Source organism: Pseudomonas sp. LB3P25 (assembly GCF_054897985.1).
Genome location: NZ_CM142711.1, coordinates 4,384,322 through 4,402,812, shown reverse-complemented (window position 1 = coordinate 4,402,812; position 18,491 = coordinate 4,384,322). Strand labels below are relative to the sequence as shown.

13 protein-coding genes are annotated in these 18,491 nt (G+C 48.6%); 8 read left to right on the top strand and 5 right to left on the bottom strand.

Annotated elements, in window-relative coordinates; all coding sequences use genetic code 11:
* The first annotated feature begins 46 nt into the window (after window positions 1–46).
* From ACYZTW_RS20005 to ACYZTW_RS19985, 5 genes are all read left to right on the top strand, one after another.
* Complete coding sequence (locus ACYZTW_RS20005) at window positions 47–1,012, top strand: HNH endonuclease (protein ID WP_462001458.1); 966 nt, start codon at window positions 47–49, stop codon at window positions 1,010–1,012.
* 124 nt (window positions 1,013–1,136) lie between these two features.
* Window positions 1,137–1,871 (top strand): hypothetical protein, encoded by a 735-nt coding sequence (locus tag ACYZTW_RS20000; protein ID WP_462001457.1) that lies wholly within the window; start codon window positions 1,137–1,139, stop codon window positions 1,869–1,871.
* Window positions 1,872–1,976: 105 nt separating this feature from the next.
* Complete coding sequence (locus tag ACYZTW_RS19995) at window positions 1,977–4,283, top strand: AAA family ATPase (RefSeq protein ID WP_462001456.1); 2,307 nt, start codon at window positions 1,977–1,979, stop codon at window positions 4,281–4,283.
* Between the two features lie 3 nt (window positions 4,284–4,286).
* Complete coding sequence (locus ACYZTW_RS19990; protein ID WP_462001455.1) at window positions 4,287–5,306, top strand: HNH endonuclease family protein; 1,020 nt, start codon at window positions 4,287–4,289, stop codon at window positions 5,304–5,306.
* A 145-nt stretch (window positions 5,307–5,451) separates the two neighbouring features.
* Window positions 5,452–7,281, top strand: a complete 1,830-nt coding sequence (locus ACYZTW_RS19985) for an ATP-dependent nuclease (protein WP_462001454.1) — start codon at window positions 5,452–5,454, stop codon at window positions 7,279–7,281.
* Window positions 7,282–7,515: 234 nt separating this feature from the next.
* Here ACYZTW_RS19985 and ACYZTW_RS19980 read toward each other — a convergent pair whose 3' ends face one another.
* On the bottom strand, window positions 7,516–8,376 hold the full coding sequence (locus ACYZTW_RS19980) for an exodeoxyribonuclease VII large subunit (RefSeq protein ID WP_462001453.1): 861 nt from the start codon (window positions 8,374–8,376) through the stop codon (window positions 7,516–7,518).
* Window positions 8,377–9,420: 1,044 nt separating this feature from the next.
* Here ACYZTW_RS19980 and ACYZTW_RS19975 point away from each other — a divergent pair.
* Window positions 9,421–9,846, top strand: coding sequence for a LexA family protein (locus ACYZTW_RS19975; RefSeq protein WP_462001452.1), 426 nt, complete (start codon window positions 9,421–9,423; stop codon window positions 9,844–9,846).
* Entirely contained in the window at window positions 9,839–11,116 is a 1,278-nt protein-coding gene (umuC, locus tag ACYZTW_RS19970; RefSeq protein ID WP_462001451.1) for a translesion error-prone DNA polymerase V subunit UmuC, read from the top strand. Before ACYZTW_RS19975 ends, umuC begins: the two co-directional genes overlap by 8 nt.
* 503 nt (window positions 11,117–11,619) lie before the next feature.
* On the opposite strand, the gene ACYZTW_RS19965 is transcribed toward umuC, so the two are convergent.
* Window positions 11,620–11,892: a hypothetical protein gene (locus ACYZTW_RS19965; protein ID WP_462001450.1), complete on the bottom strand. Its 273-nt coding sequence runs from the start codon at window positions 11,890–11,892 to the stop codon at window positions 11,620–11,622.
* Between the two features lie 167 nt (window positions 11,893–12,059).
* Here ACYZTW_RS19965 and ACYZTW_RS19960 point away from each other — a divergent pair, with 167 nt between their 5' ends.
* Window positions 12,060–12,833, top strand: coding sequence for a nuclease-related domain-containing protein (locus ACYZTW_RS19960; protein WP_462001449.1), 774 nt, complete (start codon window positions 12,060–12,062; stop codon window positions 12,831–12,833).
* Between the two features lie 113 nt (window positions 12,834–12,946).
* Here ACYZTW_RS19960 and ACYZTW_RS19955 read toward each other — a convergent pair whose 3' ends face one another.
* The 3 genes from ACYZTW_RS19955 to ACYZTW_RS19945 all read right to left on the bottom strand — a co-directional run bounded on the left by ACYZTW_RS19955 (window position 12,947) and on the right by ACYZTW_RS19945 (window position 18,158).
* Window positions 12,947–13,192: a hypothetical protein gene (locus ACYZTW_RS19955; RefSeq protein WP_462001448.1), complete on the bottom strand. Its 246-nt coding sequence runs from the start codon at window positions 13,190–13,192 to the stop codon at window positions 12,947–12,949.
* Window positions 13,193–13,592: 400 nt separating this feature from the next.
* Window positions 13,593–17,777 carry a CHAT domain-containing protein gene (locus ACYZTW_RS19950; RefSeq protein ID WP_462001447.1) on the bottom strand — a complete coding sequence of 1,395 codons (4,185 nt, stop codon included), beginning with the start codon at window positions 17,775–17,777 and terminating at the stop codon, window positions 13,593–13,595.
* Between the two features lie 15 nt (window positions 17,778–17,792).
* Window positions 17,793–18,158 (bottom strand): hypothetical protein, encoded by a 366-nt coding sequence (locus ACYZTW_RS19945; RefSeq protein WP_462001446.1) that lies wholly within the window; start codon window positions 18,156–18,158, stop codon window positions 17,793–17,795.
* Window positions 18,159–18,491: the final 333 nt, after the last annotated feature.

The following is an 18,491-nucleotide window of genomic DNA, read 5'->3' as shown; positions in this document are numbered from 1 at the left end:
GTTCCCTTCTCTCGGACATTGCCAACCAGTTTCGAAAGGGGTTTCCATGCTCAACGATCTGCGTGAACAGCTCAAGCCAAGGTCAACGATGCGTGTGTACGATGCTGTGTCTGAGGCGGGTATTGATGTCAGTGATTGGCATAACGTTTCCTCCAATATAAAGCCTGCCCAGAATCCCAGGTACTGTTATCGCTGGGCTTTTGAAGGTGGCGATCGAGTTCTATTGTGCCTTTGGTACCGCGACCTTGAATTTTTAGGTGATGGTGTTGAGTACAGGGGCAATGCGCGGAACGAACAGCGGATCAATGAGGAGCGGGCCAATGATCAGCGCGATCCATCTCTCAAGAAGCGTTTTAAGAAGTGGGCATCCAGTTCCTATCAGATGGATGAGGTTATTAAGATCGCCCATCGAGAAACGCGGTTGGTACGTATTGCATTGGTCGATAGCAAAAATCCTGCTCTGCAGGATGATGAGCGTGCAGCCGCAGATTTCCGACTTCTTGATCACGAGCCATGGCGGTTGGTGCGGTACGAAATGCAGACTGGTGAATTTCTCCTGCGACGTGGACTCGATTCCTTGCAAGTCTTTCGCAAAGAGACCGCTAAGAATGGAGAGGCGGAAATTAAGGCCGAAGAGTTAGTAAAGGCGTTACCTGTGATCACTGCCGAATCCTACGGTGTGGGCGTGGCTGATCAGTTTATCGGGAGTGAGAAGCCGGGGTGTAATGAGGCCACAGTGATTGTCTGGGAGCGCAGTGCCAAAGTCAGGCAAATAGTTTTGGCCCGATCCAAGGGGCATTGTGAGCATTGTGGACGGCTCGGGTTTCTCAAGGCCAATGGTGAAATTTACGTCGAAACTCACCATGTCGTACCGCTCAGTGAAGAGGGCGCTGACGTTCCAGGCAATGTCATCGCTCTATGTCCTGAACATCATCGAGAGGCTCATTTTGGTGCTGAGCGTGAAGCGCTGAAGGCTAGTTTTCTCCAAGTGCTTTTGACTGTAGTCGCGTGATTCGGAATCGAGGGTGAGAACTCCCCGACGGTCCGAATATTTGCTTAATCGTAAATTTCCCAAACAAACCGTATCTCGGTAATGGCAAATTTTTCAATGATGATCGAAAGTAATAAGGTGTGACATGAAATATGTCCTTTTTATGGTTATAGTTGTATCAACTCTTTGGCAATTAAGCTTTGCCAATGAATATTGGTGGCAAACTTTAGTTTTAACTGCATTGTCGTGTGCGTGGCCAGTTGCAACGATTTATTTTTACGATTTTTCTAAAGCAATGGCGGGTAGAAATTCTCCTTATATGTATGAATTTTATGCGGAGTTAAGGAAGGAATTGTTGTTTTTCTTGGTTAGTGCGGTGGTATTTTTTTCGATAGCTTTCTCTACGTCTATTACCTACAGCCTCTCAAACATTGATATAGCATTTTTTGGATTTCCGTTTCTGCTTTGTAGTATGTCGGATATTTACAACCTGAAGAGGCTAAGCATAGCGGGTATGAGGTTCTCAAAAAAAATCATCTGGTTCTTGTTTGGGCTGCTTGTTGTTACAGGCGCAGCATATATTTATTTTCTATGGTTGATTTACTCCAATAAGTTTTCCGCCTCAAAATCTTTGTGGATACAGTTGACGTTGCTGCTCACAACATTTTGCTCATTTATTGGTGCGCATCAAATTGTATTTGTGATAAAAAAACAAAAAATGGAGGTTTCTCCGGTGCTAGTTGAATTATTCGCTAGTATGAGAAGTAGTTCTGGCTTTTATAAGTTGACGGAGGAAATGGCACAGCAATGGAATGCAAATGTGTTCCAAAAAAAACAAGAGTTACGCCGAAAAAAACAAAAAAAGAAGAAAAGACGTTAACGTGTCCTGCAGGTCTGACCCTCGCGTATGTTCTACCTCTTCGTTTAAAATCACCTTTTTTGGGGAGGCGTTGGCTTCCCCCATGGCTTCTCAGGGAGGATAGTCGTGCAACGATTCGATCGCAGCAGTGAGCCGCCACCCAGTCTGTTGCAGGGCTCGGAGTTCAACGCTCACCGGAAGGAGCTGGCCAACTATTTCCTTACAGACGAAGCGAAGAGGGCGCAGACCCGCACTCCAGACTTTCGTATTGGGCTGGACGATGAATCCATCAATGGAAGTTTGAAAAGGCTCTTTCGCGGTAAATGCGCTTTCTGTGAAAGTGCAATGCCAACAATGCCTTTTCGGTTTCGCCCCATCAGCGATGCTTCGCCGATGGGGCGAAACTCGGAAGCTCATCTGTATTACGCTTGGTTGAGCAATGCTTGGGAAAACCTCTACCCCATCTGTAAAGGATGTTTTCCCAAGCGCCCCGAGTATTTTCCGGTAAAAGGCAAGCGGGCGACGCTGCCGACAGAAATACAACTTCAGACCTATGTAAATGAAGCGCTCGGGCTATGGCGAGATCATCCTCCAAAGGAACAGAACCTTCTGCTCGATCCCTGCGAACCGAGTAACTTTGCCCATCATCTGTCGGTCGATCTGGACGGCTACCTGTTCCCTCTTACGGGGCGTGCCCGGGAAACGATCGAGCATTTTGACCTCAATCGAGGCGAGTTGTATGAGTTGCGTGGCGCGCGGCTACGAGAGTATTTCGACGAATTGATCGAACAAATCCTACCCCAGATGCGCGAGGGAGGTAGTTGGAGAAATGGGCTCTTCGCTTTCGCCGAGTTGGAGTTCGGCGGGTTGTGGTATCTGATGTGTCGCCAGATCATTCTGTTTCTGACGTCAGGAAACCCACAGCATTGGTTGCTATCGTCTACCAACATCGGCCAAACGTTTCAGAAGGCCGCTAAAAGCATTGACGGTCAAATCCCCCGCAATTCACTCGAGGAGTGGCTAAACGATCTGTTGCGCGACATATTCACCGACGATTCCCATTTGAGTCGTGCCTTTACTGATGCGCCTCCCACCTTGACCGCAATCCATCTGACCAACTTCAAGGGTATCGAACGACTGGAACTCACCATGCCGGCACTCCAGGCGTCCACCTGCGAGTTACCGGATCGGCTTCAGCCCGCCTTGCTTATTTTGGGGGAAAATGCAGCAGGCAAAAGCTCTATCCTCGAAGCCACTGCCTTGGCACTGTCGACAGATGAAGCCCGCGCCAAGCTGCAGTTGGATATCTCTGCATTGCCACTGGATCCAGAGTTAATGGGCGCGCAGTCAGCTCCCCGTAGTACGTCGGCCGTTGTTAACCTGATGTTCGACGACAACTCGACCAGAACCCTTACCATCACCGGTGGGCGCTACTTGATTGACGGTAGCTTCGTAGTGCCGCCAGTGTTTGCCTACGGTGCATTTCGGCAGTACCAGAAGCAAACACGGCAATACAGTCATAGCAAGTCGATCATAAATCTGTTCCAGTCTGAAAAGCTGCTCTCCAATCCCGAGAAATGGCTGCTGGGGCTCAATCAAGTAGATTTCGACAGTGTGGTTCGGGCGCTACGAGAAATACTCTCCATCGAGGGCGAATTCGAGGTCATGGAGAGGGATTTCGTAAATAAACGCTGTCTTATCGTCACCGCCGTACCTGGAAACAATGCACGTCATCGCACACCACTGAGCCTGGCGTCCTCGGGTTACCGATCGATGCTAGCGATGGTCTGCGACATCATCCAAGGACTGATGAGCCGGCATCTTCATACCTTTTTCGAAAGTCTGGAGACGGCCAAGGCAGTGGTGCTGATCGACGAGGTCGAGGCGCACCTGCATCCGCGTTGGAAAATTCAGATCATGCGGGCCCTACGAATTGCTCTTCCGAAGGTCACCTTTATCGCCACTACTCACGACCCGCTGTGTCTGCGGGGCATGCAGGATGGCGAAGTGATTGTCATGCAGCGGGTCGCCAGCTATAGAGGAGCCAACAGTGAGTGGCCGGTTATGGTGGAGCAGGTAGTGCGTTTGCCGGACGTTAGCTGGTTAACGATTGAGCAATTGTTGACCTCAGATTTCTTTAGCTTAACGTCCACCGACCAACCTGGTACTGAACGCGAGCTAGCGATGTTCGCGGATTTGCTGGCAGCACGGGAGAGGGGTGAACCGCTGACCGTGGATCAACAGGAGGCTTGGGCCCGCTTTGAGTTGGATATTCGGCAGGCGCTACCGGTTGGCTCCACCGAGGTGCAACGACTGGTGCAAGAGGCGGTAGCGCAGTACCTGGAGAATCGCAGGCAAATGTCCGCTGTCAAGCTGGGCGAGTTGCGGGAAAAGGCTCGGAAGCGAATTGTCGCCATATTGGAGGAGCTCTGAAGCATGCGTGCCGTCATCCGTAAAGATGCCCCACAGCCCGATGCAATGACAGGGGATGATTCGCCGGCTCAGCGAGAGCTGACCAAGTTCAGGCAGTATTTCGCTGCGCCCGGTGACCGAACACCTGAATTCGCGGTGTACAAGTCTGACAGCGTCAAGAAGCAGCTCGATAAGTTGTTTCATGGCAAATGCGCCTACTGCGAAAGTTTTTTTGCATCGACAGCGCCGGTGGATGTCGAGCACTACAGGCCTAAGGGAGCGGTAAACGAAGACGCCGATCATCCGGGGTACTGGTGGCTGGGCATGGACTGGGACAATCTTTTACCCAGCTGCATCGATTGCAATCGCAAGCGCAAGCAGATGATGCCGGTGCTGTCAGCCAAACTACTGACACTGCAGGAGGGGCAGCGCGGTTTCAGTCATGGCGTGCTGTCGTCCAGCGGCAAGAAGGACAGTTTTCCGTTGCTGGGCACGCGTGCTGTGTCTGAAACCTCGGCTATCGCCAGCGAATACCCTCTGCTACTCGATCCATGCCGGGACAACCCTGATGAGCACCTGAGGTTCTACATCGACCGAGCCAATCTTATCGGCTTGGTCATTCCTCGATCTCATGCAGGTGCCGGGCTGCCGATTCTTGGTGTCAACGGGGCGGACGAGGCAATCCGGGCGGTCATTGATGAAGCTCTAGAGACAGGACTGAGCCTCAAGGGCGTGGTGTCCATTCATGTTTATGGGCTCAATCGTTTGGGACTGGTACAGGAGCGTACGCGACTTTTGCGCCAGCTGGAATTCCTGGAAATGTTGGCGTTGGATGTCGGCTTGATGGCTCAAGCGCTGGAGCCTGATCCGGAACATCCGCAGCCTAATAATGCCCGCGATGAAGGCATTGCCCGACGCCTTTATTTGCTCCAGGAGCAAGTACTGCGGGAGATGGCGCGCATGGCAAAGCCCGAGGCGCCATATTCGGCCATGGTGCAGACTTGGGTCGAGGGCTTCAAGGCGCGCTTGCTGGCTTACTACTGATCAAGTTCGGCCAAGGCGGGAGTGAGCAGTTCGAGCTTTTTTCCACATTTCACCGCGCAGTCCATCTCAGACCCCAACTCCTTGATTAGAAAGACTGGCACTGGTAAACCGTCGATAGGAGTTAGTCAGAATTTTCGGAACCCACATGCTCACGACGCTGAAACTTAAGAATTTCATGGGGTATCGCTCTCTAAATCTAGAGCTCGCGCCTTTCACTGTGATTGTGGGTAGCAACGCTAACGGAAAGTCATCCCTTCTTCGCGCAGTTTCCCTGCTGCTTAAAGGGCGGGACGTCGCCGCTAAGCTTTCGCCCAATGAAGTACCCAGTCCGTGCATCATTCAAGACATAGAAATCGATGGACTCGCCGCTACATACGGGGGATGGGATAATCTTTTTACACGCACACCAACAGAAATCGCAAAGCATCTAGCAATCCATGGCGAGTTTTCTTGTGATGGGCGGATTTCCTGCATTGAACTCAGCGCGCGTCGTGATTCACCAGGGAATCTAGACGTTATGCTTCAAGTGGAGGCCCTTGCTAAACGTCCCGCTCCGTCCAGTACAGGCTCTGCGATCATAACTCACGTGAGTACGCTGCATTCGAACGAGGTTATGCTGTCGGATGACGAATTGCAAAAGTCGTTAAGTGCAGGTAGGCAGAGCGGGATCGTCAGGAATCAATTGGTCCGACTTGCCCCAGAGGCGATTAAACGACTGAATCGAGTATTGCGGAAAATTGCGAATGCCGAAATTGTTTCCAGGACATCATTGACTGATTCTGAAATAGGTAGTCCGCTTGAGGTTTACTTCTCTCGAGGGGGCATGACTTTTGAGATTTCTTTGGCGAATCATGCACTCATAAGCTCTCTTGTACTTCTTTGCGAAATTGAGGCGAAAAGTTCAGCGCACGTGGCAACAGAAGGGCAAATTTTGCTGTTGGACGAACCAGAAATTCACCTTTCGCCTGTTGCAGAGATCGATTTAGCTAAGCATCTATTGGAAGTGTCGCGGGCCGAAAGAACTCAGATTATCTCAGTGACGCACTCGGGCCATATGGTCAGGTATCTCTTATCGAATTCTGATTGTACAGTTTTTAATATTGAACAACCATTCTTGCGCTTCCGTCGAATTCATACGCACGAACATCTCCTTAATGCCCGACCACATGAGTTAAGTAGTTACTCCGCAGTGAATTTTCTTGCATCCCGCCGAGTCCTTTTTGTCGAGGGAGGGACTGATGAAACTATTTTAGTGCGGTGTGCGCTAGCTCTTTTTGGTGACAACTCTGACCGACTCACCCGTTTCGAGGCATGGACGCGGGTTTCCTTAGGTGGAGTGACAAAAGCCCCGGGACTAGATTTATTCGAACGTCTTTTATTGAGCGAGATGATGCCTAGCCTCCGGCAAGGCGAAAAACTCATTGTTGCTACAGTCAGTGACCGCGACTATGAGAGGGAGCCGATAAAAAATATTAAACAGGGCACTCAAGTTGACAGCGTTGTGCGTGTGTGGAGCCGTCATAGTATCGAGTCGCTTTTTATCGATGTCGATGTACTTGAGTCATTACTATCAGCAGTTATAAAGTCTCTAACATCAACGGGGCTGAGAGATCTGATCCATGAGGCAATCGCAGCAGCAGACGTGGCGCTTGTCCTTTCCGAAAGCGCAGAAGACGAACTTGCTCAACATTTCCGGAGGACACGTCAGTATTCAGGAAAGGAACCTCAGTCTGCTGCGCGATTGATAGTTCGTGAAAAACCTGCCATTTGGCAGCGAGGGAAAGATCGGGCAGAGTTTGTTTTGCGGCATATCCGGAAGTCACTCCCGATTCCAGAACAGAACAAGGTTCGCTCCAGCATCGCCAAGATGCTCGAATCAATCCCACGGGCCAACTTGTCGAAAGTGAAGGTTCCAGCAGAAGTCGCCGAACTGCTAGAGGTGCTGGTAGCGCCTGCATTGCCAAAAAGTTTCTAGTGGGCAGATTAACCGAGAGAGATCCAAAATTCGTGTCCAGGATACGTTAACTGGCGCAATGCTTTTCCAGATAGAACGCCCGCCCAGAATCCCAAGTGCAGTGTTCGCTGGGCGTATGAAGGTTGTGATCAAGTGCTATTGTGCCTTTGATGCAGGTGACGTTGATTTTGAGGTGGCAATGGGGAATGCAGGGGCAAACGCGTGGCGGCATTACTCACTATCCCTTTAGACAATTCAGGCCTTCCAGAGGATTATGAGCAACACTCCGATGACCCAAGGCCAATGGCGCTTAACAAACGCTATCAAATCGCTTCGGGTAGCCTTTTCATTTCCTTTCACTTTGCTATCTTTCTCCTGTCGAAGTGCAGTCTCAAGTTCGGCAAATGCCCCAGAGATACGCGCGAGCTGGTCACGCAGGTGTGTGCCTGCTGCTGCGGGAACAGATGCCGAGAAATCACAAAGTAGGTCAGCCATCGCTAGGTCAGCGGTATGTCCGACCCCCAGTATTCGATACCCCGGAAAAGACGCCAAAGCTTCTAGCACTAAGGGGTCATTGAATGCAGCGAAATCAGCGTCGTCGCCGCCCCCTCTGATAGTAACCAAAACCTGAGCAGTGCTTTCCGCTATTGCCTTGGCTACTGCCTCAGCCGAACCAATTCGGACCGGTACCGGAGTTATGAGGCAGCGCTTGCTCTGGTCGCCTAAAGCGGTTCTGAAATCCTCATCAACACGTGCGTGGGTAGTTGAAGGATAAATTAGAGACACGGACAGTGGGTCCCGTTGAATCGGGAATGGGTGGCGCCTCGACTTTAGGCTCCGTAGGTATTGAATGTCGTGGATGAATTGACGACGTTGCTCCGCCATCTGTGTGCCTTCAAAGTGGCGAACATCAACCACTTCCAACTTGAAGGACAGCGCACCTCTGTAGACGTTTGCTACGGGGAATCCAACCACTTCCACGAAGTCGCCATTTTGAAATCCACTCATCAAACTCAGTGCGCCATCCAGGATGACTGCGCCTTCATTTTCCAACTGAAAAGCGTACAGTTTTTGCCATCCTTTGGTCTGGCTAGCGAGCCGCCGCTCATCAAGCATACGTAGCGATCCACAGGTTCTAACGAGTAGATCAGGCTCTTTCCACTTCGCGAGTTCTCGACTGGCAATTGAGGTCAGTAAGCTGTCTAACTCCCCAGCATTTAGGATAGGGATAGGTCGGTTTTCTAGGGCTGAATTCATAGCAATCCGTGTCACTCTAACGTCAAAGATACCCATAAGACTGGGGTAGTGGCCTAGCTGGAGCTGGTCCTGGGCAAGGGTGCAAGCTGATTTTCGGCTCTGGTTAAGGTTGCGTCTTTTTGCGAAAACCCCTGACCGACAGTCCAGCAAAAACACCCACTGAATTTGGCGAATGGTAGTCGGGGGGAGAGTGCAGCCGCGTCCGGCGTTGGCTCAGCAAATGGGTGCGCTCGAAGACCCGGTAGAGGGGAGAGGGGGGCGTGAATTTTCAGATTAGCCCTGGTGCCCTCAGGTCCGTATAGTTTGAAAACCGAGATACAGTTGGCATATCAACTCCTGTGATTACTGGGCACCTACGGAACTACTGAATCAAGCGGGGCTACGGCTTGGCCTATTCGCTCGCCGGTACAACTCGTTGCGTAGCCCCAGCAGGCGGCACATACCCTTCCATGCACATGATTCTGACCCTGAAAAACAATTGTTGGAGTTACGTCGCCGCGTGCGAAACCTTGTGTGGCTGTGATGGCTTCACCTGTGGTGGATAAAAACGCTACGCCTGTGCGTCCAACGTGCGCATACGTTTGCGCAAATGAATGCACAACAGGGAGTGCATTCCCCATGCTTCCATTTGGATGTGGCATGTTTTCTCCTTGGGTGGATAACGGTTAACTCAGTAGAGCTCCGCGAGGGTAGCTTGAGGGCATCTTGAATTCAAACAGCACGATGTTAGCGGAGACACGGCGACCAGTGCGGGGTATCAAAATCGCATGTTCTGAAGCCTTCAACATTTGGGTTTCTAGGTCTCGGTGGCTCCGCTTGTCGTAAACAATCCGCTGAAAATTGACCAGCACGCTGCTTCGACGTTAACTGTACAAAAATACAGTATTTGTAGAAGGCGTTTCCATGAGCGTTACCATCCTCGGCCCTCTCGCAGAAGGGGGGATCAAACTCCCTCGCTGCTCATATCGCGTTCCAGCTGGCTTTCCTTCACCTGCTGCTGACCACATCGAGCAGCACATTTCCCTAGACGAGATCCTGAACATCCGGGCCCCTCACGTGTATCTGATCTCCATAGCGGGTGACAGCATGCAAGGCGCTGGAATCTTCGACGGCGACCTGGCCATCGTCGATCGCGCATTGGAAGCTGGCCACAACGACATCGTGGTGGCATTGCTGAACAACGAACCCATATGCAAGCGGCTGTGCAAACGCGGCACTCAGATGATCCTGCTTTCAGAAAACCCGAAATACCCACCACGATACATTCTCGAAGGAGACGAGCTTTCCATCTGGGGCGTGATCACCAGCAGCGTGCGCAGCCATGTCTAAAAAACCGGAACCCGTGTTTGGGCTGATTGATTGCAACAGCTTCTACGCCAGCTGTGAGCGTGTGTTCCGACCTGATTTGGCTCGAGTGCCCATCGTAGTGCTGAGCAACAACGATGGCTGTGTGATCGCCCGCAGCTATGATGCCAAGCCTTTTGTGAGAATGGGGGAGCCGTACTTCCAGATTAAACACAAACTCAAGCAGCACGGCATTGTCCCTTTCTCCTCAAACTACGCGCTGTATGGCGACATGAGCGAGCGGGTGATGACTTTGATTGAGTCGATGGTGCCAGCGGTAGAGGTCTACAGCATTGACGAAGCCTTTGCTGATTTGACGGGCATCTCGAACCTGGATGCGCTCGGGCGTCGGATTCGTAGTCAGGTGCTGCGTTGCACTGGCATTCCCGTAGGCGTAGGGATCGCTCACACGAAGACGCTGGCCAAGCTCGCGAACCACACCGCAAAACGCCTTCAGGCTGAAACGGGCGGTGTGGTCGATATCTGTGACCCCTTCAAGCGCGATTGGGTGTTGCGCAACACGGATGTGTCAGAGGTATGGGGTGTCGGTCGACGCATGAAAATGCACTTGGACGCGTTGGGCGTTAAAACTGCGATGGACCTGGCCAAGGCTGATCCGCGGATGCTGCGCACAAAGTTCAGTGTCGTCATCGAGAAGACGGCCAGGGAATTGGCTGGAACGCCTTGCCTTGAATTAGACGAGCCTGATCCACCGAAGCAGGAAATCTGCTGTAGCCGAATGTTCGGGAAGCGCCTCATAGAATTGGCGCCGATTAGGGAGGCGGTGGCGACCTACATGATGCGCGCTTCGGAGAAGCTTCGAGCGCAGGGCTCGGTGTGCAAGAAAATCCGCGTCAGCATCCGTACGGGTATGTTCAATCCTGAGGAAGCCAAGTTCGCCAATGGGGTAGTGGTGGACCTGCCTTATCCCACCGACGATGTGAGGTTGCTGGCCAAGGCAGCGGTGGATGCGCTTGAGCGTGTGTACCGGCCAGGTTTTAAGTACAGCAAGGCTGAGGTCATGCTCCTCAACCTTTGCCAGCCGGGCGAGTACACGGATGATCTGTTCGCGGTCTCACAGCCATCAGAGGCGACCAAGGTCATGGCTGTTTTGGACAAGATTAATGGGCGGTGGGGAAGGGGAACGCTACGTGCGGCGAGTGTGCCGAGCAATCCTGAATGGGCGATGCGACGAGAGATGATGAGTCAGAGCTTCACCACGAGGATTGATCAGCTTTGGACGGTTCATTGCTGATGATTTTCAATGGAATGTATACGACAAAGCTATCCACAAAATGAGTGGGTATACCTGTGGATAATGATCCGAGAAGTACAGAGCGTAGGGCCTGTCATGTGTTGGTCATTAACTGATCATGCTGGGGCGTCCCTCCGATAGAGCAAGCGTCTTTGTGGGGGCGAAGGGCATGCTTGCGAGGTGTTGTTGTAGGACGCTTTTCGGCCGATCGATGGCTGTTGTGAAGGGCGTTAATCGGTCCAGGTTGTGTGAAAACGCATGCACTGTTTTGTAGTCTGCGTTGCTAAGTAAAATCTGTCGGTGATTGGTCAGTCAGCAGACCAATAATTTACGTAGGAACGCGCTTTTCGTTCAGATTCTGACTGTCAAACTCGTTCTAAAACGTTTTCACACAGCCTGGCCCCATAGCGGACGTTGGCTGATATTGAGATTGAGGTGGGAAGCTAGCAAATCCACCTCCGAGCAAGCCCCATTTGAACCTTTTGTTAGGCAATACGAGCAATTTATGTGCAACTGAATTGTACTTCCGCACCTGCATACGAAGAGTAGGGGTCATAAGGTTTCGCAGAGGAGCTCTGTACAGAAAGCTGCTTACCTTGTTTTTTACAAAAAGCAGCAGCCTCTTTTAGTATCTCTACCTTCACCGAGCTACCGTTATAGGCCATCGCGTCCTCCTTTTCATAAACGTAATTGCCTCCGCCAAGGTCAACGATGCCAGAGTTCGTCGCACAGCCGAACAACGCGAGCACAGCAACCGTAGGGATAACAATTCGCATATTTTTTCCTCAAAAAATTGAATGGCCTAACTAAAAGTAGACGATAGATCTCGAGTGTTGTGTGCGGTGTCGCTTTTTTTCTCGTTGTCGCGTTTCTGGCGCGATACTCAAACCGGGTGAAGGCGTAGCCTGGCGTACTGACACACCTACGCCACGCAAAGGAAGCGATGAGGATTTTTGTGATGCTCCAGCCGCTGTTCGACATGCTGAAATGGCTGCTGCCATTGTTGGTCTTAGTCATCATCATCAAGACACCCTGGTTCAAGGGCTGGTTCGGTGAGCTGCTAGTGCGGACATTCACCCGCTATGGGTTGGACGGCCAGGTCTACCGCCGGTTGCACAACGTCACACTGGATACGCCCGATGGCACTACCCAGATCGATCATGTGTTCCTGTCGCCTTTTGGCATTTTCGTGCTGGAGACCAAAAACATGGGAGGCTGGATCTTCGGAGGTGAGCGCCAGGCCCAGTGGACACAGCAGATCTTCCGGCATCGCTTCAGGTTCCAAAACCCGCTGCGGCAAAATTACAAGCACTTGAAGGCGCTAGAAGCGCTGCTCAGCGTTCCGCCCGAGCACATTCATTCTGTAATCGCTTTCGTCGGCGGTAGCAGCTTCAAGACCATCATGCCGGACAATGTCACCCAAGGCGTCAGATGCATCCGCTATATCAAGTCCTTTCAGCAGCCTGTGTTTAACGAAGCGCAGGTGAATGTAATGGTGAAGGCGCTGGAGAGTGGGAAGAGGGACAGTACGCTCGCTACCCACTACGAGCATGTACAACGCCTGAAACAGAGAAACGACCCTTTCACGAAACGCCGTTGCCCGCGTTGTGGAAGCGCTTTCGAAATTCGTATCCGTAAGACGGGCGATAGAACAGGAGAGCGATTCTGGGGCTGCAGCGCCTACCCCAAATGTCGAGCGGAACAGGATTTTGATTAGTCCTCCAGGCACTTCGTCCTGTGAAGCCTAGAATGAAAGCAACTGACTGATCATCCGTTCCCCCGACAAAACCGGCCACTCACGAATGGCCTATATCGACCCGCTGCTGCCATTCATTCATCCCTGAGCCTGTCTCGTGCCATACGCAATATCTCTGTGTAGTTGCCTTCCATTGGAAGGTTCAGGTGTTTTTCAAATACGCAGCATAGGTTCCATAGGGCCCTTTGCTCAGCTTGGTCTTCAATAGCCAAATTATCGGTATCACTGAAACGACGGACAAACTCAAACAGCACGACCGCTTCGTCCGGCGAAAGGCTAATGGAAATGGTTGTGTGAATCGCCCCTAGTTTTATAGACACATCCGAGCGGCTGCTCCTGGCCGGTTTCTGTCTCTGCTGACCGGCAGCTTTTGGGTCTATTCTGTTGGAAAAATAGTTGCCGTGTCTGGCCTGTGGCAAAATCTCTGCATTGGCCAGCAGGGAAGCACGAAGGATGTTGGAACAGTTATCGAGTGAGCAGGAGCGACTGTTTTACTCGCTCAACCTTGATGATCACATCCCAACACGGACTATTCAAAACCGTCAACTCCGATCCACCGCAAGCCTTATTTAAGTTAGCGCTACAGTCGCTGAACGTTAATCAGTACGCCTACGGATAAATAGAGTCGCTCTCTTAGAAATAAAATCAAAAATTCAAGTATATAATCACGAGAAACTTGCATGTGCCTCATGCCTCTATTAATTATTGCGTATGCCCTCACTAGTCCCTTGAGAAAAGCATGTACCCCCCCCAATAAAAAGGATGTGTGTAGCGTTCCCTAAGTAAATTTATTGCATTGACATGCGCGCTACGAATGTCTAGCCCCTTAGATAACTCATTAAACAATTTTGAGGTGTAGAACACACTGACTGTATCATCAACAAGCCATCCTGTAAGCACCAAGGCTTGTGCACCCGATGCAAATAATGCACGTGTAAAACCCATTGCTTCATTCCCAGCCCTTATATCAACATTTGCAGACTGACAAGCAGTTAGTATTACCACCTTTGCTTTGGATAAATCAAATTTAAAGAAATCCGATGCCCGTAATACCAACCCGTGGCTAGAACTATCAATAAGTAAAAACGAAGACATCGGCAAATTACTATTATAGATACCATGGGCCGCTATCAATAAAATTGACTTACCACTAACAGCGTCAGATATTATTTTCATTTCGTCCAACTCATCGGAGAATGGTAAAGTAGGAGAAAATAGTAGCTTTGAAATTTTAGGGGGTGGATAAACTACTTTAAGAAAGCTCTCGGCCTTATTTACTTCATCCAACGTGCCGTTCAATGGGTGAAGTCCACTTTTACCAACTGCCAACCTGTCCGAAGCGCTAAACCAATTAGGCATACTGTCACCATCTAGCCCCCACCCTGAAGCAATAAGCGCTGCTGAAAGACTCGCCCCTTCGTTCTTAGTCATTACCAATGTAGATGGTAAAATATTTATTTCAAATCTCTCAGCCAGGGGGCTAATTCTTACATATCCTAAACTCTCTAAAAACTTAGAATAAAAATAGCGTCGAGAAGTATCCAGTGCAGCCCAAGAAATCCCATTCATAGACTTATCAGGTATTATTACAATTCTCTTTGTATTTTCTTTTAAATTTAGCGGGGCAATAAGCTCTTCAAAGCCTTCAGCCAACAAATTCTTTAGTTTAACTGGTATTCTATCTGCTTCAATTGCTTGCCGGGCAGAAGCCGACCCAAGATCGAAATTGCTCATTGTTTTAATTGCCAGCGCCTTCGCGCTTTCAATATTCAAGTTAAGTTTCGAAATTTGGATGTAATCTTTGTTTGCGACTACTGCCAGCCCCATCATTTTGCCTACATAGTAAACAACTAACGCATCCGAAGAGGCGATTTCGCTTCTAATTTTTTTTCCAAGATTTTCATTCGATACTGGCTGTTGCGTTAGAGCCACAGGCGTATACAACTCATTAAATACTTGAAAACGCCAGCGTTCAATAATGCCTAATACTTCATCCTCTGATACTGATCGAGTCAGGGCATTTATTAATAAGTCTTCTACCATGGAGTCCGTGCTTTTTACATAGTCAAGCTTTCGCTCTTCAGTTGGAATTCTTGACCTAAAACGAGTTGCAGCCTCATAGGCCAGCATTAAAAAAGAAAATCTTTCATCGCCATCAGTTAATTTCGAGGCTTCATAAAGCGCTTCGGATCGCGCACGGTAATTATTATAGCTATCACCAATTTTGGCGGCAGCCACTAATATATCCCTAGCCAATGTGACGTTTCTCTGGGCCACTGCTTGCCCTAAATGCACCATCAGTTCTGGTCCGCTTTTTTTCCACCATGCACTACTAGACTCAAACATGGCGGCAACAAAAAAACTTTCGGCCATTTTATAATTTTTGTTTAAATATGAAAGCTTACCAGACTCTAAAAAAACAGAGGCAACAACACCGCGATCTCCGAATAGCCTTGCCTTATTAATGGAAATTGTCAACAAACGTATTTTATTTAACGTATCACCCTTGGTAAGTACTGCCTTATTCAGCAAAAACTCAGGGAAAGAAAAGTTATTTAATATTCTGTCGTTTAGTGCGTTTGCTTGCTCCACGTACCCAATAGATAAAAGAAACTGCACGTACTCCCCGAGCTTGCTTAGTCTATCATCTGGAGCGTTTATAATTAACTCATTATTTATATATGCTCGACTTAGGTCGCCCAAGTCGTAAGAAATCAGAGCATCAAGTATCATGATGTCAATTTTAGGAATTTTTCCGGTTGAAACAGCTTGCAGAAGGTCGAGATTTTCAATCTCTTGCTTCGCACGCTCGCTTTCACCCGCCGATCTCAACCCATCTGCCCATACCCAATGAGCAATTGCCAAAAGTTCGGTCGCCCACGGTAATTCTCTCATCGAGTTGAGCTTAGCAAATACACGACGGGCCAGATTATCTCCAGCAGAGACATTTCCAGATTTCACATAATAGAGAGCAGTTTCAAGGTTCTCTCGCAAAAGAGACTCACTTTCAATACGTTGACCCACATCAAAGTTTGTCACTTCAAATTGCTCTAATTTTGATTCGATCTCACTGAAGTTCGAAGAAAGAATACCCCCTGAAGACAATCCCATTAGTCCTTCTGATTGAGAGTCAGCAATTTGAGCGGTTGACTGGTACAGGCCTGTCAACAACATGGACTTTGAATTTTCATTAAAATGGTACACCGCATAAACATATCGACCTGGGCACGTATTGCAGTCATCAATCATTCGCTCATCTTGCATCATCCCAACAACTATCGACGGAGGGAGCGATCCGTTTAAACTAGAAACGCGTATCAATCCGTGATAAAAGCCGCCTTGCTCGCCAATACTATATCCTGCCTTTTCGATGAGATCGACTACATAGAAAACTAAGAGCCGTGAATCCATGGTATCGTGCGCTTCGATAAGCAAATCCAAATGACCATCACCAGTTACATCAGTAAACTGATAGCTTGTTTCTGTTGTCGTTATCGTTAGAAGTGACACGTCATCACTTCTATCGATGATCATGAAAAACTCTAACGATTCATCTACACCGACAACACGAACAATCCATACGTCCTCCATTTTCTCAAAAAAATCCACATTGAATTTTTTTGAGTTAAGCTTTGGTGGAGGTTCAATACCCGCGCCAAACTCTCTTTCAGCATCCGACGGCACCATTGAGTGATATTTTATTTGTTCATTCAACTCATGCTCTAAATATGCTTTTTTTAGCAATTTAAATACTGATGCCTTGTTAATAACCCCAGATATCTGTTCTTTTTTATTGTGTACCTCACCCACCCCCTCTAGAATAGTCCGCAACATGGAAATATCTTTAGCCTCAAAGCTAATTTTATTAAGCTGCTGCCGTTTCATTTCAGAAGGAATTTTTTTCGTATGGAGCGTTTGTTCAGCTACAGCGTCTTTATCAAAAATTGGTGACCACTTTTGAAATATTTGCGCCCCCTCATAATTTTTACAGTCAGGCTCAACATTCAACTGAACTTTCCCCTCGCTTTCCGACTCATGGGAGTAGCTTTTAAATCCATCTTGTATTCCGTTTGTAGCCAGCAAATAGGCCAGCGCAGTATCTATATCATTTTTTAAATTTTCACTTTCCAGGCCGCTAAAGCAGTTAATTTGAAATGAAACAAGCTCTTTAGCAAACGACAAGGCTTTGAAAACGTTTTCATTCTTCTGACTATCAAGCTCTATACCTTTCGCCACACGCTGGGCATCGAATACTAAGTTCAAACGCAAATACGCTTCTGTTAGCGCAATCCTTACCTCGTCCGAGCCAGAAAAGTTATTCTTAGTTATTTCTTCAAGTAGTGGTAGCGCTGAGTCCCATCCAGCGGTGGCCCTAAAACCTGCAAGATTGGTGAGCAATCTAATGTGCCTTTCCTCTCTCCCCGAACTAGCCAGCTTCAGAAGTATGTTATCCATTAAAACAAGGCGCTTGTGAATACCCTCCTTTAAATCGGAATCATCAATATAGTTATCTAACCGTTTATTGACAATCCGAGTCATAAACTGCAACCACCCATTTGCTATTTCGCCAGGCCGTGCAGGTGGGGAAGAAAGTAGATAATCAAATACCTCAAGGGGAGAGGCGTACCCATATTCAATTCTATTCAGAACAATCTTCACCAGAAGAGTAATAGTCTCCGGATTTAGTCTACCTTCCAACCATGCAAAATAACGAGAATCAAAATTGACAAACTGCTTTATTTTTTCAACTGGAAGTTTTGACTCTGTGGTTCCGACTATCTCAGCAACGATATCTTCACTAAAATCAATAACATTTTTTTCAGCCCTCGAGTCGGGAGCAAAGAGGATTAAAGAAGCTGCAAAGACAATCAATTTCCCAATTACTCTTAGTCTTGTTAGCTCCACCTCAAATCCTCCAATTTAGAATATTGCCATCAAGTCAAGCAACGTCCCTTCAATTTTTTCTTCGATACCATTACTTTCAACTATTCCTCGCGGTTGGAGACCCTGATGTGGATTTATATAGCCTCTATCTGCAACAGCTAACAAAGTCGCTACAATTACGGGCAAAGTAATCCCCACCACCAAGGCGTTCCAGCGAGCATCTTTTGATACTTTATATGGATAAATCCTCGCCACAATGCCCGCAGTAATTGCGTACAAAATAACAGCAACCGCATATTGGTTAAGGTTGAAGCTGATAGCTTCCGCTGTTTTTGTTTTCGAGTAAAAAAGCAAAATATCTGGGATTACAGACCCGAATGCACCATACATAAATTTATACATACATTTACTCCACATATTAATGTCATTAAATTAGTTTAGTTTAACAATTTATTTCGTCAAGCTCACAAAAGTCGGCTCATAAAAATTACTATCGTCAAACCGTAAGATAAAGATTGAGCAATATACGAAACACTTTCCTAATCGCCAATATTGATACACTCCTTGATCTTGTGGATAAATCCGATCCCAACCACCTGGAGATATTCAGGCCTCAGAATAATTGCATTTTGCTACTTCTGTGCTGTTCTAGGAGGACTGTCCGCGCGGCTCACCTTTGTTGCGCAAGGATCACCTTTGATCACAGAGCCGTTAGAGCCTCTGGTTGAGGTTTAG